This is a genomic window from Cellulosimicrobium composti, from assembly GCF_009711085.1.
GTDB lineage: Bacteria > Actinomycetota > Actinomycetes > Actinomycetales > Cellulomonadaceae > Cellulosimicrobium > Cellulosimicrobium composti.
This window is the reverse complement of sequence record NZ_WMKA01000017.1, coordinates 22236-36569: the sequence shown is the minus strand read 5'-3', so window position 1 is coordinate 36569 and position 14334 is coordinate 22236. Positions and strand designations below refer to the sequence as shown.

Annotated in this window: 12 protein-coding genes and 1 pseudogene; 5 read left to right on the top strand and 8 right to left on the bottom strand. The window is 74.1% G+C overall.

Annotation, left to right across the window (positions count from 1 at the left end; genetic code table 11):
* A pseudogene (locus GJV82_RS19425) lies at nt 1–374 on the bottom strand (hypothetical protein); the annotation flags it as partial.
* Nucleotides 375–526: 152 nt separating this feature from the next.
* Here GJV82_RS19425 and GJV82_RS09315 point away from each other — a divergent pair.
* The 3 genes from GJV82_RS09315 (at nt 527) to GJV82_RS09305 (ending at nt 3185) form a co-directional block, all read left to right on the top strand.
* Nucleotides 527–2293, top strand: a complete 1767-nt coding sequence (locus GJV82_RS09315) for an FAD-dependent oxidoreductase (protein ID WP_155099024.1) — start codon at nt 527–529, stop codon at nt 2291–2293.
* Nucleotides 2290–2649 carry a rhodanese-like domain-containing protein gene (locus GJV82_RS09310; protein WP_024840085.1) on the top strand — a complete coding sequence of 120 codons (360 nt, stop codon included), beginning with the start codon at nt 2290–2292 and terminating at the stop codon, nt 2647–2649. Before GJV82_RS09315 ends, GJV82_RS09310 begins: the two co-directional genes overlap by 4 nt.
* A gap of 263 nt (nt 2650–2912) precedes the next feature.
* Complete coding sequence (locus tag GJV82_RS09305) at nt 2913–3185, top strand: metal-sensitive transcriptional regulator (protein ID WP_021482683.1); 273 nt, start codon at nt 2913–2915, stop codon at nt 3183–3185.
* A gap of 76 nt (nt 3186–3261) precedes the next feature.
* Here the strand turns inward: GJV82_RS09305 and GJV82_RS09300 are convergent, their stop codons facing one another.
* The 6 genes from GJV82_RS09300 to GJV82_RS09275 all read right to left on the bottom strand — a co-directional run bounded on the left by GJV82_RS09300 (nt 3262) and on the right by GJV82_RS09275 (nt 10821).
* Nucleotides 3262–5226 carry an ABC transporter ATP-binding protein gene (locus GJV82_RS09300; RefSeq protein ID WP_225873242.1) on the bottom strand — a complete coding sequence of 655 codons (1965 nt, stop codon included), beginning with the start codon at nt 5224–5226 and terminating at the stop codon, nt 3262–3264.
* Nucleotides 5227–5411: 185 nt separating this feature from the next.
* Nucleotides 5412–7145 (bottom strand): ABC transporter ATP-binding protein, encoded by a 1734-nt coding sequence (locus GJV82_RS09295; RefSeq protein ID WP_155099022.1) that lies wholly within the window; start codon nt 7143–7145, stop codon nt 5412–5414.
* Nucleotides 7146–7268: 123 nt separating this feature from the next.
* The gene (locus tag GJV82_RS09290; RefSeq protein WP_318657471.1) at nt 7269–7949 is read right to left on the bottom strand and encodes a TetR/AcrR family transcriptional regulator; all 681 of its coding nucleotides are present in this window, start codon (nt 7947–7949) and stop codon (nt 7269–7271) included.
* A gap of 145 nt (nt 7950–8094) precedes the next feature.
* Nucleotides 8095–9417, bottom strand: coding sequence for an SPFH domain-containing protein (locus GJV82_RS09285; RefSeq protein ID WP_024840080.1), 1323 nt, complete (start codon nt 9415–9417; stop codon nt 8095–8097).
* Nucleotides 9418–9490: 73 nt separating this feature from the next.
* Nucleotides 9491–9961: an NfeD family protein gene (locus GJV82_RS09280; protein ID WP_312028463.1), complete on the bottom strand. Its 471-nt coding sequence runs from the start codon at nt 9959–9961 to the stop codon at nt 9491–9493.
* 71 nt (nt 9962–10032) lie between these two features.
* Entirely contained in the window at nt 10033–10821 is a 789-nt protein-coding gene (locus GJV82_RS09275; RefSeq protein WP_024840078.1) for an ABC transporter ATP-binding protein, read from the bottom strand.
* Nucleotides 10822–10848: 27 nt separating this feature from the next.
* Here GJV82_RS09275 and GJV82_RS09270 point away from each other — a divergent pair, with 27 nt between their 5' ends.
* On the top strand, nt 10849–11670 hold the full coding sequence (locus GJV82_RS09270; protein WP_318657470.1) for a hypothetical protein: 822 nt from the start codon (nt 10849–10851) through the stop codon (nt 11668–11670).
* A gap of 37 nt (nt 11671–11707) precedes the next feature.
* Here the strand turns inward: GJV82_RS09270 and glgA are convergent, their stop codons facing one another.
* Nucleotides 11708–12919, bottom strand: coding sequence for a glycogen synthase (gene glgA / locus GJV82_RS09265; RefSeq protein WP_318657469.1), 1212 nt, complete (start codon nt 12917–12919; stop codon nt 11708–11710).
* Nucleotides 12920–13060: 141 nt separating this feature from the next.
* On the opposite strand from glgA, the gene glgC reads away from it, so the two are divergent.
* Nucleotides 13061–14302: a glucose-1-phosphate adenylyltransferase gene (gene glgC / locus GJV82_RS09260; RefSeq protein ID WP_155099020.1), complete on the top strand. Its 1242-nt coding sequence runs from the start codon at nt 13061–13063 to the stop codon at nt 14300–14302.
* Nucleotides 14303–14334: the final 32 nt, after the last annotated feature.

The window sequence follows — 14334 nt, the reverse complement described above, 5'->3', positions numbered from 1 at the left end:
CCCCCCGACCCGGTGGTCACCCGGGAGACCGTGATGCTCGTGGCGTCGGACGTGTACGTGTCGCCGTCGACCGTCCCGGTGCCCGCGGAGGTGGCCGCCGAGGTGCCGGTCGAGGCGCCCGCGCCGTCGTCCGCGGTCGCCCCCTGGCCCGATGCCCCGCCCGCGTCGAGGCCCTGCGAGGCTTCGTACGCCGACACGTCGTCGATCTCGACGTGCTCGACGACGAACCGGTCCAGCGCCCACGCCGTGGCGCCACCCAGCGGGAGCAGCACCGCGAGGGCGGTGACGAGCGCGGCACGCCACCGTCGTCGGCGTCGGGACGCGGGCGGCGCGGACGAGGCTGACGAGGCGAGGTGCGAGGTGGGGGTGCTCATGGGCCGTGTCTACGGAGCAGGCGTGTGCTGTGGGGATGCCACGGCTGTCCGTCGGCTGTGAGCGGCCCGCGCCACTGCCCGGCGCGTCCGGTGACCGACCTCTCAGCCCGTCCATTTGCCGTGAGGGATACCCCCCGGGGTATCGTCGGAGCATGATCCCCTCGACCCCCGGCTCGACGACCCACCCGTCCGACCCCGACGGCGCCCGCCGCATCGTCGTCGTCGGCGGCGTCGCGGGCGGCATGAGCGCCGCCGCGCGCGCCCGCCGCCTCGACGAGCGCGCGTCGATCATCGTGCTCGAGCAGTCCGACCACGTCTCGTTCGCGGGCTGCGGCCTGCCGTACCAGGTGGCGGGCGAGATCGCGGAGCGCGACGCCCTGCTGCTGCACACGCCCGCCTCGCTCCGCGCGAGCCTCGACCTCGACGTGCGGACGCGTCACCGCGTCACCGCGATCGACCGCGCGGCGCGCACGGTCACCGTCGCCGCCGAGGACGGCGCGTACGAGCTCGGCTACGACGCGCTCCTCCTCGCGCCCGGCGCGACCACCGTCCTCCCGCCCGTCGCGGGCCTCGACCACCCGGCCGTGCACACGCTGCGGACCATGTCGGACCTCGACGCCCTGTCGGCCCGGCTCGCGCAGCTCGAGGCGGAGGTCGCCGCGGGTCGCACGGCCCCGCTGCGGGCCGTCGTCGTCGGCGCAGGCTTCATCGGGCTCGAGGCCGTGGAGGCGCTCGTCGGCCGTGGTCTCACGGTCGACGTCGTCGAGCGCGCCGACCAGGTGCTGCCGCCGCTGGAGCCCGACCTCGCGCCGCTGCTCGCGGACGTGCTCCGCGACCACGGCGTCGGGCTCCACCTCGGGACCTCCGCGAGCGCCGTCGTGCCGCAGCCCGAGGGCGCGGACCACGCCGTCGCGCTCGAGCTCACGGACGGCACCGCCCTCGACGCCGACGTGGTGCTCGTGAGCGTCGGGGTGCGGCCCGCGAGCGACCTCGCGGCGGCGGCCGGGCTCGCGCTCGGCGAGCGGGGCGCGATCCGCGTCGACGCCGACCAGCGCACGTCCGACCCGCACGTGTGGGCCGTCGGCGACGCCGTCGAGGTCGTGCACGCGGTCACCGGCGCGACGGGCCCCGTCCCGCTCGCCGGCCCGGCCAACCGCCAGGGCCGGCGCGCCGCGGACTCGATGCTGGGCCACCGGAGGACACCGCAGGCGCCCGTGCTCGGGACGGCGATCGTGCGCGTGTTCGGCCTCACCGCCGCCGTGACCGGGCCGAGCCACGCGACCCTGGCGGCGGCCGACGTCGTGCACGAGCAGGTGCGCGTCCACGCGGCCCACCACGCCGGCTGGTTCCCCGGCGCCGAGCCGGTCCACGTGACGGCGAGCTTCGGGCCCGACGGCCGCCTGCTCGGCGCGCAGGCCGTGGGCCGTGCGGGGGTGGACAAGCGCATCGACGTGCTCGCGACCGCGCTGCGCGCCGGGCTCACGGCCGACGACCTCGCGGAGCTCGAGCTCGCGTACGCCCCGCCCTACGGTGCCCCCAAGGACGTCGTCAACATGCTGGGGTTCGTCGCGCAGAACGTGCTCGACGGCACCATGCCGCAGTGGCACGCGGCCGACCTCGACGAGGTCGTCGCGACGTCGCTCGTGCTCGACGTCCGGTCGCGCGCCGAGCACGCCGGCGGCTACCTCGACGGCGCCCTCAACGTGCCGCACACCGAGCTGCGCGAGCGGCTCGACGAGGTGCGCGCCGCCGCGGCGGGGCGCCCCGTCGCCGTGCACTGCGCGAGCGGCGTGCGGTCCTACCTCGCCACCCGTGTCCTGCTCGCCGCCGGCCTCGACGCGCGCAATCTCTCCGGCGGCTGGCTCACCCTGACCACCACGCCGCGCGCCGCGCGCACCCTCGAAGGAGTTCCCGCATGATCGACCGTCTCCGCCGTCTGTTCTCCCGCGCGTCCGACGACGGCGGCGTGCGCCCGACCGTCGACGCCGCCACCGCCGTGCAGCTCGTCCGCGACGGCGCGACGCTCCTCGACGTGCGCGAGCGCGACGAGTGGCGCGCCGGGCACGCGCCCCAGGCCGTGCACGTGCCGCTCGCCGACGTCCCGTCGACCGCGCCGCGGCGCCTGCAGGACGGCGCGACCGTCGTCGTCGTGTGCGCGTCGGGGATGCGCTCGCGCACCGCGGCGCGCCAGCTCCGCTCGCTCGGCTACGCCGCGACGAGCCTGTCCGGCGGGCTCGGCGCGTGGCAGGCCGCGGGCGGAGCCGTGCGGCGCTGATCCTGCGCCACCACGCACGGGCCGCCCCCGGCCCCGCCGAACCCCGACCCTCGCACCCCCGATCGACCCCCACACCCGAGGAGACCCACCATGTGCAGTCCCGCCCTGTGCCGCACCTGCGGCAAGACCACCTGGACCGGCTGCGGCATGCACGCCGACGAGGTCATGGCCGAGGTGCCGCCCGAGCAGCGCTGCACCTGCGCCTGACCAGGCGCGCCGCGACGAGCACCGACAAGAACACCGACGAACGCAGGAGGACGACCGTGGAGCTCGACCCCACCGACATGAGCAAGGTCGCCAACCGGCTCAAGCGCGCCCAGGGCCAGCTCGCGGCCGTCGTGCGCATGCTCGACGAAGGGCGGGACTGCGAGGACGTCGTCACGCAGCTCTCCGCCGTCTCGCGCGCCCTGGACCGGGCCGGGTTCGCGATCATCGCGTCCGGCATGCGCCAGTGCCTCACCGAGCCGACCGAGGACGGCGAGGACCCGACGCTCGACGTGGCCAAGCTCGAGAAGCTCTTCCTCTCGCTCGCCTGAAGCGCGACGGCCGGAACGCACGCGGCCCGCACCTCGCCGCACCCCTCGGGGTGGGCGCGGTGCGGGCCGCGGCGTGTCAGCGTCCCGCGGGACCGCCCGCGGGAGCGCCCACGCCCTCCGGGTCCTCCGCCTCGGCGTCGAGCGGCGCCGCGAACTGGCTCTCGTACAGTCGGGCGTACGCGCCGCCGGCCGCGAGCAGCTCGTCGTGCGACCCCTGCTCGACGATCGAGCCGTGCTCCATGACGAGGATCGTGTCCGCGTCGCGGATCGTCGACAGGCGGTGCGCGATGACGAACGACGTGCGGCCCTCGCGCAGCGCGTTCATCGCCTGCTGCACGAGCACCTCCGTGCGCGTGTCGACGGAGCTCGTCGCCTCGTCGAGCACGAGGATCGCCGGGTCGGCGAGGAAGGCACGCGCGATGGTGAGGAGCTGCTTCTCCCCCGCGCTCACGCTCGAGCCCTCGTCGTCGATCACCGTGGCGTACCCGTCGGGCAGCGTGCGCACGAACGGGTCGACGTGCGTCGCACGCGTCGCGGCGAGGAACGCCTCGTCGTCCACGGTGCGACCGTCGCGGACGCCGTAGCGCAGGTTCTCCTCGATCGTGCCCTGGAACAGCCACGTGTCCTGCAGGACCATCCCGATGTCGGAGCGCAGGTCGTCGCGCGTCATGTCCCGCGTGTCCACGCCGTCGAGCGTGATCCGGCCCCCGTCCACGTCGTAGAACCGCATGAGCAGGTTGACGAGCGTCGTCTTGCCCGCGCCCGTCGGCCCGACGATCGCGATCGTCTGCCCCGGTTCCACCACGAGGTCGAGGTGCTCGATGAGCGGGACGTCCGGGTCGTAGGAGAACGAGACGTCCTCGAACGCGACGCGGCCACGCACCGGGTCGACCGTCTTCGCGGGCGACGGGTCGGGCGTCTGCTCCTGCGCGTCGAGCAGGTCGTAGACCCGCTCGGCCGACGCGACACCCGACTGGAGGAGGTTCATCATCGACGCGATCTGCGTGATGGGCTGCGTGAACTGGCGCGAGTACTGGATGAACGCCTGCACGTCGCCGAGCGTCATGGTGCCCGAGGCGACCCGCAGACCGCCCACCACCGCGACGATCACGTAGTTGAGGTTCGCGATGAACCCCATCGCCGGCTGGATGGTGCCGGAGATGAACTGCGCCCGGAAGCTCGCGTCGTACAGCGCCGCGTTCTCCTGCTCGAACTCGTCGATCGCGGTCTGCTGGTGGCCGTACACCTTGACCAGGGTGTGGCCGGTGTACATCTCCTCGATGTGGGCGTTGAGGCGGCCCGTCGCGGCCCACTGCTTGATGAACTGCGGCTGGGACCGCTTCGCGATCTGCGCCGTGACGAGCACCGAGAGCGGCACCGTGACGAGCGCCACCACCGCGAGGAGCGGCGAGATCCAGAACATCACCCCGAGCACGCCGACGACGGTGAGCACCGACGTCACGAGCTGCGAGAGCGTCTGCGTGAGGGTCTGGGAGATGTTGTCGATGTCGTTCGTCACGCGCGAGAGGATCTCGCCGCGCGGGTTGCGGTCGAAGTACGACAACGGGAGGCGCCCGAGCTTCGCCTGCACCTCGCCGCGCAGCCGGTAGACGGTGCGCTGCACGACGATCGCCGTGATGCGCCCCTGGAGCCAGCCGAACAGGAACGACCCGACGTACACCGCGAGCACCCAGGCGAGCACCGTCGCGAGCGCGGAGAAGTCGATGCCCTCGCCCGGCACGAGCCCGGGAACCCCGGAGACGAGGTCCGCGATCTGGTCCTGGCCCTGCGCGCGCAGCGCGTCGACGGCCTGGGCCTGCGTCACCCCCGCAGGGAGCTGGGACCCGACGACGCCCGCGAAGATGATGTTCGTCGCGTTGCCGAGGAGCTTGGGACCCGCGACGGCGAGCGCGACGGACAGCACCCCGAGGACCACGACGGCGACGATCGGCACGCGCTCCGGGCGCAGCGACGCCGCGAACCGGCGCAGCGAGCCCTTGAAGTCGAGCGCCTTCTCCCCCGGCACGCCCATGCCGCCCATCGGACCGTGGCCCCCGCCCCCGCGGGGTCGGCCCGCGAGGCGCGTCGACGCGACGTCCCGACCCCCGCCCGACGCACCCGCAGGCGCGCCCACGGCGGGTGCCCCGGCGTCGGGCGTCGTGCCGTCCGGCGTCGTGCCGTCCGGGCCCGACGGCGCGGGCGTGCGCGAGGCGTCCTGCTCGCCGGTCATGCTGCCTCCTCGATCGAGAGCTGCGAGTAGACGATCTCCTGGTACGTCTCGTTGGACTCGAGGAGCTCGGTGTGCGTCCCGCGGCCGACGATGCGGCCGTGGTCGAGCACGAGGATCTGGTCGGCGCCGCGGATCGTCGCGACGCGCTGCGCGACGACGATCACGGTCGAGTGCCGCGTGCGGGGTGCGAGCGCCGCGCGCAGCCGCGCGTCCGTCGCGTAGTCGAGCGCGGAGAACGAGTCGTCGAACAGGTAGACCGCGGGGTCGCGGACGATCGCGCGGGCGATCGCGAGCCGCTGGCGCTGCCCGCCCGAGAAGTTGGTCCCGCCCTGCGCGACCGGGGCGTCGAGCCCGCCGTCGAGCGCCTCGACGAAGTCGCGCGCCTGGGCGACCTCCAGCGCGTCCCACATCTGCTCCTCCGTGGCGTCGGGCCGGCCGTAGCGCAGGTTGTCGGCGATCGTCCCGCTGAACAGGTACGCCTTCTGCGGCACGAGGCCCAGCAGCGAGCCGAGGTCCGCGCCCGTGAGGTCGCGCACGTCCGTCCCGTCGACGCGCACCGACCCGGCGGTGACGTCGAACAGGCGCGGCACGAGGTTGAGCAGCGTCGTCTTGCCGGAGCCCGTCGAGCCGATGATCGCGGTCGTCTGCCCGGGCTCCGCGACGAACGACACGTCGTGCAGCACCGGCTCCTCGGCGCCGGGGTAGCGGAACTCGACCCCGTCGAGCTCGACGCGCCCCGTGCGGGTCGTGAGCGCCACGGGGCGCTCGGGCTCCACGACGGTGGCCTGCGTGCGCAGGACGTCCGTGATGCGCTCCGCGGAGACCGCCGCGCGCGGCACCATCATGAACATCATCGTCGACATCATCACGGCCATGAGGATGTACATGAGGTAGGACAGGAACGCGGTGAGCGCGCCGACCTCCATCGCGCCCGCGTCGATCTGGCGGCCGCCGAACCACAGCACCGCGACGCTCGACGCGTTCATGACGAGCATGACGGTCGGGAACATGAGCGCCATGAGCTTGCCCGCGCGGAGCGAGACGTCGAACAGCGCGTCGTTCGCGCCGTCGAACCGCTCGGCCTCGCGCCGCTCGCGCACGAACGCCCGGATCACGCGGATGCCGGTGATCTGCTCGCGCAGCACGGCGTTGATGCCGTCGATCTTCTTCTGCATCTGCCGGAAGTACGGGACCATCCGCGAGATGATGAGCCCGACGCTCACGCCGAGCACGGGCACGATGACGAGCAGCAGCCCGGAGAGCTCGACGTTCTCCTGGAGCGCCATGACCACGCCGCCCACGAGCATGATCGGCGCCATGACCATGATCGTCAGGGACAGCAGCACGAGCATCTGCACCTGCTGCACGTCGTTCGTGGTGCGCGTGATGAGGGACGGGGCGCCGAACTGGCCCATCTCCTGCGCGGAGAAGCGCTGCACGTTCGTGAACAGGCCGGCGCGCACGTCGCGGCCGAACGACATCGCGACGCGCGCGCCGAAGTAGACGGCCGCGACCGCGCACACGACCTGGCCCAGGCTCACGAGGAGCATGAGGCCGCCCGTGCGCATGATGTAGGCCGTGTCGCCCTGCGTCACGCCCTGGTCGATGATGTCGGCGTTGAGGCTCGGCAGGTACAGCGACGCGAGGGTCGCGAGCAGCTGGAGCACGAGGAGGAGGACGATCGGCGTCCGGTAGGGACGCAGTCGCGTCCGCAAGAGGCTGACGAGCATGGGGTTCCTGTCCGGGAGGGGCTGCGGGACGGGCGGGGACGAGCCCCGGGAGCGCCGAGGCGCGCGGTGGTGCGGCGAGCGGGGCGCCGGGCGAGGGCGCCGCGCACGGGCGGTGCGGGCGGGTCAGGGCGACGGGTCGGTCGCGACGTCCGCGCCGATGCCGCCGAGCACGAGGTCCGCGACCTGCGCGGCGTCGAGCCTGTCACCGCCCGCGACGTGCGGCAAGGCGTTTCCGAACACGAGCGCGAAGACCGCGCGCGCCGCGACTTCCGGGTCCACGCGCAGCGCGGACCGGTGCGCCGCGAGCTTGTCCTCGATCGCCCCGACGATCGCGCGCGCGGAGCGCTCGCGGGCGTCCACGCCGAGCCGGTGCGCGTCGGCACGGTGGTCGAGCCGCGCGCCGCGGTGCGGGTCGAGCACCTGGTGGGCGGCGGCGAAGACCCGCATGCCGATGCGCTGCGCCTCGAGGAGGTGCTCGACGAGTCGCAGCACGAACGGCCCCAGCCCGTCGTCGTCCGGCAGCGCGGCGATCGCCGCGACCGCGGGCGCCGGGTCGAGCGAGCGCACGACGGCGGCGCGCAGGAGCTCGTCCTTGTCCGCGAAGGCGCGGAACAGCGTGCCCTCGGCGACGCCCGCGGCGTCGGCGATCTGCCGCGTCGTCACGGCCGCGCCGTGCTCGACGAGCAGCGGGACCGTCGCCGCCGCGATCGCGTCCCGGCGCTCGGTGCGCGAGAGCGGCCGCGCGCGCGTGCGCTCGCGGGTCGTCGCGTCCGCCTCGGGCGCGACCGGAAGGCGTGTCGTCACCCGCTCGACGGTAACTGAGTGAGCACTCACTCTCAAGCGCGTCCGCTCACGGCAGAACCGGCCCGCGCGCCGGACGCGACGGAGCCCCGCACCCGGGTCGGGTGCGGGGCTCCGTGGCTGCTCGGTGCCGGTCTCGGTGCCGGCGTCAGTGCCGCGGCGGGAACGACGGCGGCGTGCCCGCGGGCGGCTCGTCCGTCGGGGGCTCCTCCGTGACCGGTGCGTCCTCGACGGGCGGCGGGGGCGGGGCGTACTGCGACGGGCCGCCCAGCGGGCGCGGCGTCGCGGCGCCCGGCTCCGGAGGCACGGCACGGTGCTCGCCCACCCCGCCCGGGTGCTGCCCGGTCTCGGTCTGCGGGTCGAACGGCAGGCCCGAGCGCGTCCCGGCGCTCGTCGCGTCCGCGGTCGCCGCCTCGGCCTGCCGCCGCGCCTCGGCCAGGGCCTCGGACGGGTCGGTCAGCGACGGGACGCCGAACTTCACGCGGTCGCGCTCGCGCTCGCGGCGCGCCTCGGCGCTCGCCTCGGCCGCCTCCGCGTCCTGCGCGGGCGTGACGCCGGGCACTCCCCCGCCGTCGATGCCCGGCACGCCGCCGAACCCCTTGGCGATCGACCCGAGCGCCGCGGTGAACTCCGTCGGCACGACCCACAGCTTGCTGGCGTTGCCGTTCGCGATCTGCGGGAGCATCTGCAGGTACTGGTAGGCGAGCAGCTTCGGGTCCGCGTCGCCCTCGTGGATGGCGTCGAACACCTGGAGGATCGCGCGCGCCTCGCCCTCGGCCTGGAGGATCTTCGACTGCGCGTCACCCTCGGCCCGGAGGATCGCGGCCTGCTTCTCACCCTCGGCCGTGAGGATCTGCGACTGCTTGACGCCCTCCGCGGTGAGGATCGCGGCACGGCGGTCACGCTCGGCCCGCATCTGCTGCTCCATCGAGCCCTGCACGCTGGGCGGCGGGTCGATCGACTTGAGCTCGACGCGGTTGACGCGGATGCCCCAGCGCCCGGTGGCCTCGTCGAGGACGCCACGGAGCTGGCCGTTGATCTGGTCGCGGCTCGTGAGCGTCTGCTCGAGGTCCATGGACCCGATGACGTTGCGCAGCGTCGTGACGGTGAGCTGCTCGATCGCGGTGATGTAGTTCGCGATCTCGTAGACCGCCGACTTGGGCTCGGTGACCTGGAAGTAGATCACCGTGTCGATGCTCACCACGAGGTTGTCCGACGTGATGACGGGCTGCGGCGGGAACGACACGACCTGCTCGCGCAGGTCCACCGACGCGCGGACGCGGTCGATGAACGGCACCAGCAGGTGCAGCCCCGGTTCGAGCGTGCGCGAGTACCGACCCAGGCGCTCGACGATGATCGCGACCGCCTGCGGCACGATGCGCACCGCCTTGACGAGCGCGACGATGACGAAGATCAGGATCAGCGCGAGGACGACGTACGCGAGGATCGTTCCGGGACTGGGGTCGTTCATCGACTGCCTCCTGGTCGTCGTGCGCGGGACCGGTCACCCGGCGGCGCGGTGTGGTGCTGGTCGTGCCGGGCCGTCACGACCCGGTCGGGTGCTGCGCGGGCAGCGGCGCGACGACGGCGGTCGCGCCGTCGATCCGGACGACGCGCACCTCCGCCCCAGCAGGGATCTGCGGGGCGTCCGGCTCGGTCCGCGCGGTCCAGACCTCCCCGACGAGCTTCACGCGCCCGCCGAACTCGCTCACCCGGTCCACGGCGAGCGCCGTCCGCCCGACGTGCGCGGCGACGTTCGTCTCGGTGAGCGGCACGCGCGAGCGCAGGTGGCGCAGGAGCCACGGGCGCAGCGTGACCAGCAGGATGACGCTGACGACCGCGAACGCGACGATCTGGAGCCAGAGCGGCCCGCCGGCCGCGTTCACGCCGGCCGCGGCGAGCGATCCCCCGGCGAGCATGATGAGCACGAGGTCGAGCGAGATGATCTCCACGAGACCGAGGAGCAGCGCCGCTCCGACCCACCACAGCCAGTCCATCTCGACCCCCGTTCCCACGTGCGCGCTTTACGTGTACTTTACCGAATTTCCGCTCGTGGTGCACGCGGTCGGCGTGCTCGGCGACCCTGTCAGGGACGGGCGGCGCGCGCCATCCAGCGCCCGCCGCCGTGCGCGACGAGCAACGGCAGCCCGAACGCGTCGCTGAGGTTGTCCGACGTGAGGACCTCGCGGATCGGCCCGGCGCTGTGCACCGCGCCGTCCTTGAGGAGCAGGAGGTGGGTGAACCCCGGCGGGATCTCCTCCACGTGGTGCGTGACGAGCACGAGCACGGGCGACGCCGGGTCGCCCGCGAGCTCCGCGAGGGCGCCGACGAGCTCCTCGCGACCGCCGAGGTCGAGCCCCGCGGCCGGCTCGTCGAGGAGCAGGAGCTCCGGGTCCGTCATGAGCGCGCGCGCGATCTGCGTGCGCTTGCGCTCGCCCTCGGAGAGCGTGCCGAAGGTGCGGTCCGCGAGGTGATCGACGCCGAACGCGGCGAGCAGGTCGCCCGCACGCTCGGTGTCGAAGTCCTCGTACGCCTCGCGCCACCGGCCCGTCACGCCGTAGGCCGCGGTGAGCACGACGTCGCGCACCGTCTCGTCCGCGGGGATGCGGTCCGCGAGCGCCGCGGACGCGAGCCCGACGCGCGGGCGAAGCTCGAAGACGTCGACCCGCCCCAGGCGCTCGCCGAGGACGTCGGCCGTGCCGGCCGTGGGGTGCATGCGCCCGGACGCGATCTGCAGGAGCGTCGTCTTCCCGGCGCCGTTGCGCCCGAGCACGACCCACCGCTCGCCCTCGTTCACCTGCCAGTCCACCGCGTCGAGGATGGTCTTGGGGTGACGTCGGACGGTGACGCCCTTCAGGTCGAGAACCGCGCTCATGGTCCCCGACCCTATAGGTTGGCCGACGTGGTCTCACACTCGTCCGAGGGTCCGCACGGCGCGTCCGGGCCCGGCTCCGCGTCGAGCGCCGGAGCCCTCCCCCGCAGCGCTCTCCTCGCCCTCTGGCTGCGCGCCTCGCGCCTCGGCGACGACGAGGGCCTGGCCCGCCTGCTGCGCGCCGTGCAGCGCGACGACGAGCCGCACGTCGTCTCCGGCGCGCTCGGCGACGTGCGCCTCGAGGACCTCGCGGGCGCGTGGGCCGGCGACGCGCGCGAGGTCGTCGCGCTCGCCCCGGTCCCGGGCGACATGTCCGGCGTCCCGCCCGAGGCGGCGGCGCGCGCGACCGACGCGGGCGAGTGCGCGGTCGTCACGACGTCGGCCGGCGCGTGGGCCCTCGTGCCCGAGGTCACGGAGTTCGGCAGCGACCTCGAGCCGGGCCACCTGGTGACGTGGCACGTGACGCCGGTCGGGCCGTGGAGCATGCGCGTGCACGGCGCGGTCGGCACGCTCGGCGAGGCCGAGCGCGACCTGCGGACCGCGCTGCTGCTCGCGACGCGCGCGCTCGACGACCTCGACGTCGCGCGCTGGCGCGACGACGCGGCGGGAGCGATCGCGGACCTGCGCGCGGGCGGCGCCCCGACGTGGCAGCTCCCGGCGTCGGTGCCGCCCCGCGCCGTCCAGGTCCTCACGCAGGCCGTGCGGCTGCGCGCGATCGTCGACCTCGCGACCGCGGACGACGGCGGCGCGGTGAACCTCTGGCAGGCGGACCAGCGCTCCACGGCCCTGCGCGAGGTCGACCGCGCCTCGCGCCACGCCGTCGGCGCCGCGACGTTCTGGGCCGCCTCCTGACCGTCGAGCGACGGCGCCCGGTGAGGACGGCGCGGGGTCAGGACCCCGCGAGCACGCTGCGGTAGACCTCGAGCGTGCGCTCCCCGATCGCGTCCCACGCGAAGTGGTCCTCGACGCGCCGCCGCGCGGCGCGGCCCATCTCCGCGGCCCGCTCGGGGTCGCCGACGACCTGCGTGAGCGCGGCGGCGAGGTCGGCGACGAAGCGGTCGGGGTCGAGCGGCGTGCCCGTGCCGTCGTCGGCCTGCTCGATCGGCACGAGCAGGCCGGTCACGCCGTCGTCGACGACCTCGGGGATCCCGCCGGTCGCGGTGCCGACGACGGGCAGGCCGACCGCCATGGCCTCGAGGTTGACGATGCCGAGCGGCTCGTAGACGGAGGGGCACACGAACACGGTCGACGCGGCGAGCACCGCGACGAGCTCGGCGCGCGGGAGCATCTGCTCGATCCACACGACGCCGCCGCGCTCGGCCTGGAGCTCGGCGACGGCGCCGCTCACCTCGGCGGCGATCTCCGGGGTGTCGGGCGCGCCCGCGCACAGCACGAGCTGGACGTCGGCGGGCAGGGAGCGCGCGGCGCGCAGCAGGTAGGGCAGGCCCTTCTGCCGCGTGATGCGTCCGACGAACACGACGGCCGGGCGCTCGGGGTCGATCCCGAGGTCGCGCACGACCCGGTCCGCGACGTCGGACTGGGTGCCCGGCTCGGGGCGACGCCAGCCGTCGAGGTCGATCCCGTTGTGCACGACGTGCACCTTCTCCGGGTCGACCTGGGGATAGACGCGCAGGATGTCGTCACGCATGCCGGAGGACACGGCGATGATCCCGGCGGCGCCCTCGTACGCGGTGCGCTCGGCCCACGACGACAGCGCGTACCCGCCGCCGAGCTGCTCGGCCTTCCACGGCCGCAGCGGCTCGAGCGAGTGCGCCGAGAGCACGTGGGGCACGCCGTGCAGGAGCCCGGCGAGGTGGCCGCCGAGGTTCGCGTACCACGTGTGGGAGTGCACGAGGTCGGCGCCCGCGACGTCGTCCGCCATCTGCAGGTCGACGCCGAACGTGCCGAGCGCGGCGTTCGCGCCGGACAGGACGCCGGGCACGGAGTACCCGGTGACGCCCTCCTCGCCGCGGGGGCCGTCGAAGCAGCGCACGCGCACGTCGACGTGGCGCCGCAGCACCGCGGACAGCTCGGCCACGTGCACGCCGGCGCCGCCGTAGACGTGCGGCGGGTACTCACGGGTCAGGAGGTCGACTCTCACGCGCCACACGCTAGCCGAGCCGCTCGCGCGCCGTCGGCCGGGACGCCCCGGCGGACGCCGGGACGGGCGCCGAACGACGCGCCGGGACCAGGATGCGGGTCCCTGCTGCGTGGTCCCGCCGCGAGGGGCTACGGTCTGGGCATGGCCGCCGCACCCCGAGTCCTCGCCATCGTCCTCGCCGGGGGCGAGGGCAAGCGCCTCATGCCGCTCACCGCCTCGCGAGCCAAGCCCGCGGTGCCGTTCGGGGGCATCTACCGACTGGTGGACTTCGCGCTCTCCAACCTCGTGAACTCGCACTACCTGCACATCATCGTGCTCACGCAGTACAAGTCGCACAGCCTCGACCGGCACATCACGAAGACGTGGCGCATGTCGTCGCTCCTGGGCAACTACGTGGCGCCCGTGCCCGCGCAGCAGCGCGTCGGCAAGCACTGGTACCTCGGCAGCGCGGACGCGATCTACCAGTGCCTCAACATCATCGACGACGAGCGCCCGGACATCGTGGTCGTCGTGGGCGCGGACCACGTCTACCGCATGGACTTCTCCCAGATGGTCGACGCGCACGTCGAGTCGGGCGCGCAGCTCACCGTCGCGGGCATCCGCCAGCCGATCTCGATGGCGGACCAGTTCGGCGTCATCGAGACGGACCCCAAGGAACCGACGAAGATCGCGGCGTTCCGCGAGAAGCCGAAGGACCCCGTGGGCCTCGCGGACTCGCCCGACGAGGTGCTCGCGTCGATGGGCAACTACGTCATCGACACCGACGCCCTGGTGGAGGCCGTGACGTCGGACGCCGCGAACGCGGACTCGCGCCACGACATGGGCGGCGACATCGTGCCCGCGTTCGTGGAGAAGGGCACCGCGGCGGTCTACGACTTCATCCACAACGACGTCCCCGGCTCGACCGACCGCGACCGCGACTACTGGCGCGACGTCGGCACGATCGACTCGTACTACGACGCGAACAAGGACCTCATCGCCGTCACGCCGGTGTTCAACCTCTACAACGAGGAGTGGCCGCTGCACACGGGCTACACCGGGCTGCCGCCCGCGAAGTTCGTGCATGCGGGGCGCGGGCGCCTCGGGCACGCCGCGGACTCGATCGTCTCCCCCGGCGTCATCATCTCCGGCGCGACGGCCGTCGGCTCCGTGCTCTCGCCCGGGACGTACCTGCACTCGTGGTCGTCGGTCTCGGACTCGGTGCTCATGGACGGCGTCCAGGTGCACCGCCACGCGCAGGTCCACCGCGCGATCATCGACAAGAACGTCGTCGTGGGCGAGCAGGCGCGCATCGGGCTCGACCCGGAGCAGGACCGCGCGCGCGGGTTCACCGTGACCGAGTCCGGCATCACCGTCGTCCCCAAGGGCACGGTCGTCGCGTGAGCCCTTCCGCGACCGGCGTCGTGCGCGACGCC